The 2,644-nt window shown below is 50.1% G+C and carries 1 rRNA gene; it reads left to right on the plus strand.

Annotated elements, in window-relative coordinates:
* A 23S ribosomal RNA gene (locus AAEY80_RS14135) occupies positions 1-2,596 on the plus strand; the annotation flags it as partial.
* Positions 2,597-2,644 lie beyond the last annotated feature (48 nt).

Below are 2,644 nucleotides of genomic sequence, written 5' to 3' on the forward strand. Positions count from 1 at the left end.
CTAATGTAGAAGAACAGCGTGGGAAAGCTGACCGTAGTAGGTGATAGTCCTGTATTCGAAACATTAGCGTTAACATATTAAGTAGAGCGGGGCACGAGAAATCCTGTTTGAAGATGGGGGGACCATCCTCCAAGGCTAAATACTCCTGACTGACCGATAGTGAACCAGTACCGTGAGGGAAAGGCGAAAAGAACCCCTGTGAGGGGAGTGAAATAGAACCTGAAACCGTGTGCGTACAAGCAGTGGGAGCCTTAATTTATTAGGGTGACCGCGTACCTTTTGTATAATGGGTCAGCGACTTATGTTCTGTAGCAAGGTTAACCGTTTAGGGGAGCCGTAGGGAAACCGAGTCTTAATAGGGCGTTTAGTTGCAGGGCATAGACCCGAAACCGAGTGATCTATCCATGAGCAGGTTGAAAGTGCCGTAACAGGCACCGGAGGACCGAACCCACTGTCGTTGAAAAGCCAGGGGATGACTTGTGGATAGGGGTGAAAGGCTAATCAAACTCGGTGATAGCTGGTTCTCCCCGAAAGCTATTTAGGTAGCGCCTCGGACGAACACCATTGGGGGTAGAGCACTGTTTCGGCTAGGGGGTCATACCGACTTACCAAACCGATGCAAACTCCGAATACCGATGAGTGATATCCGGGAGACACACAGTGGGTGCTAACGTCCATTGTGGAGAGGGAAACAACCCAGACCGCCAGCTAAGGCCCCAAATTCCTAGTTAAGTGGGAAACGAGGTGGGAAGGCATAGACAGCTAGGAGGTTGGCTTAGAAGCAGCCATCCTTTAAAGAAAGCGTAATAGCTCACTAGTCGAGTCGGCCCGCGCGGAAGATGTAACGGGGCTCAAACTAGGAGCCGAAGCTGCGGATTTGAATTTGTTTTCAAGTGGTAGGGGAGCGTTGTGTAAGCCTGTGAAGGTGTGTTGTAAAGCATGCTGGAGGTATCACAAGAGCGAATGCTGACGTGAGTAACGATAATGCGAGTGAAAAGCTCGCACGCCGGAAGATCAAGGGTTCCAGTCCAACGTTAATCGGGGCTGGGTGAGTCGACCCCTAAGGCGAGGCCGAAAGGCGTAGTCGATGGGAAATCGGTTAATATTCCGATACTTGTTTATAATGCGATGGAGGGACGGAGAAGGTTATGTCAGCCTGGCGTTGGTTGTCCAGGTGAAAGGATGTAGGCTTACAACTTAGGTAAATCCGGGTTGTTATATGGCTGAGATCTGATAGCAAGCTGTACTTGTACAGCGAAGTGGCAAATACCATGCTTCCAGGAAAAGCTTCTAAGCAATAGTTATAAACGAATCGTACCCTAAACCGACACAGGTGATCAGGTAGAGAATACCAAGGCGCTTGAGAGAACTCTGCTGAAGGAACTAGGCAAAATGGTACCGTAACTTCGGGAGAAGGTACGCTGTTGATGGTGATAGGACTTGCTCCTTGAGCTGTTGACAGTCGCAGATACCAGGCTGCTGCAACTGTTTATTAAAAACACAGCACTCTGCAAACACGAAAGTGGACGTATAGGGTGTGATGCCTGCCCGGTGCTGGAAGGTTAATTGATGGGGTTAGCGTAAGCGAAGCTCTTGATCGAAGCCCCAGTAAACGGCGGCCGTAACTATAACGGTCCTAAGGTAGCGAAATTCCTTGTCGGGTAAGTTCCGACCTGCACGAATGGCATAATGATGGCAGCGCTGTCTCCAGCAGAGACTCAGTGAAATCGAAATCGCAGTGAAGATGCTGTGTACCCGCGGCTAGACGGAAAGACCCCGTGAACCTTTACTACAGCTTTACATTGAACTTTGACCTGACTTGTGCAGGATAGGTGGGAGGCTTTGAAGCCGAGACGCTAGTCTTGGTGGAGCCAATCTTGAAATACCACCCTGGTCATGTTGGGGTTCTAACTCAGGTATAACAATACCGAGGACAATGTATGGTGGGTAGTTTGACTGGGGCGGTCTCCTCCTAAAGAGTAACGGAGGAGTACGAAGGTGCGCTCAGACCGGTCGGAAATCGGTCGTAGAGTATAAAGGCAAAAGCGCGCTTAACTGCGAGACCCACAAGTCGAGCAGGTACGAAAGTAGGTCTTAGTGATCCGGTGGTTCTGTATGGAAGGGCCATCGCTCAACGGATAAAAGGTACTCTGGGGATAACAGGCTGATACCGCCCAAGAGTTCATATCGACGGCGGTGTTTGGCACCTCGATGTCGGCTCATCTCATCCTAGGGCTGAAGCAGGTCCTAAGGGTATGGCTGTTCGCCATTTAAAGAGGTACGCGAGCTGGGTTTAGAACGTCGTGAGACAGTTCGGTCCCTATCTACCGTGGGCGTTGGAAATTTGAGAGGATCTGCTCCTAGTACGAGAGGACCAGAGTGGACGAACCTCTGGTGTTCGGGTTGTCACGCCAGTGGCATTGCCCGGTAGCTACGTTCGGATGGGATAACCGCTGAAAGCATCTAAGCGGGAAGCCCACCTCAAGATTAGATTTCCCTAAAGAGCCGTTGAAGACTACGACGTTGATAGGCAGGGTGTGGAAGCACAGCGATGTGTGTAGCTAACCTGTACTAATTGCTCGTTTGGCTTGACCATACAACACCCAAGTGGTTTGTATCAAAGCTCTAATTAATCTATCTTGTA

Source organism: Psychrobacter sp. 78a-MNA-CIBAN-0178 (assembly GCF_040309625.1).
Classification (GTDB): Bacteria; Pseudomonadota; Gammaproteobacteria; order Pseudomonadales; family Moraxellaceae; genus Psychrobacter; species Psychrobacter okhotskensis.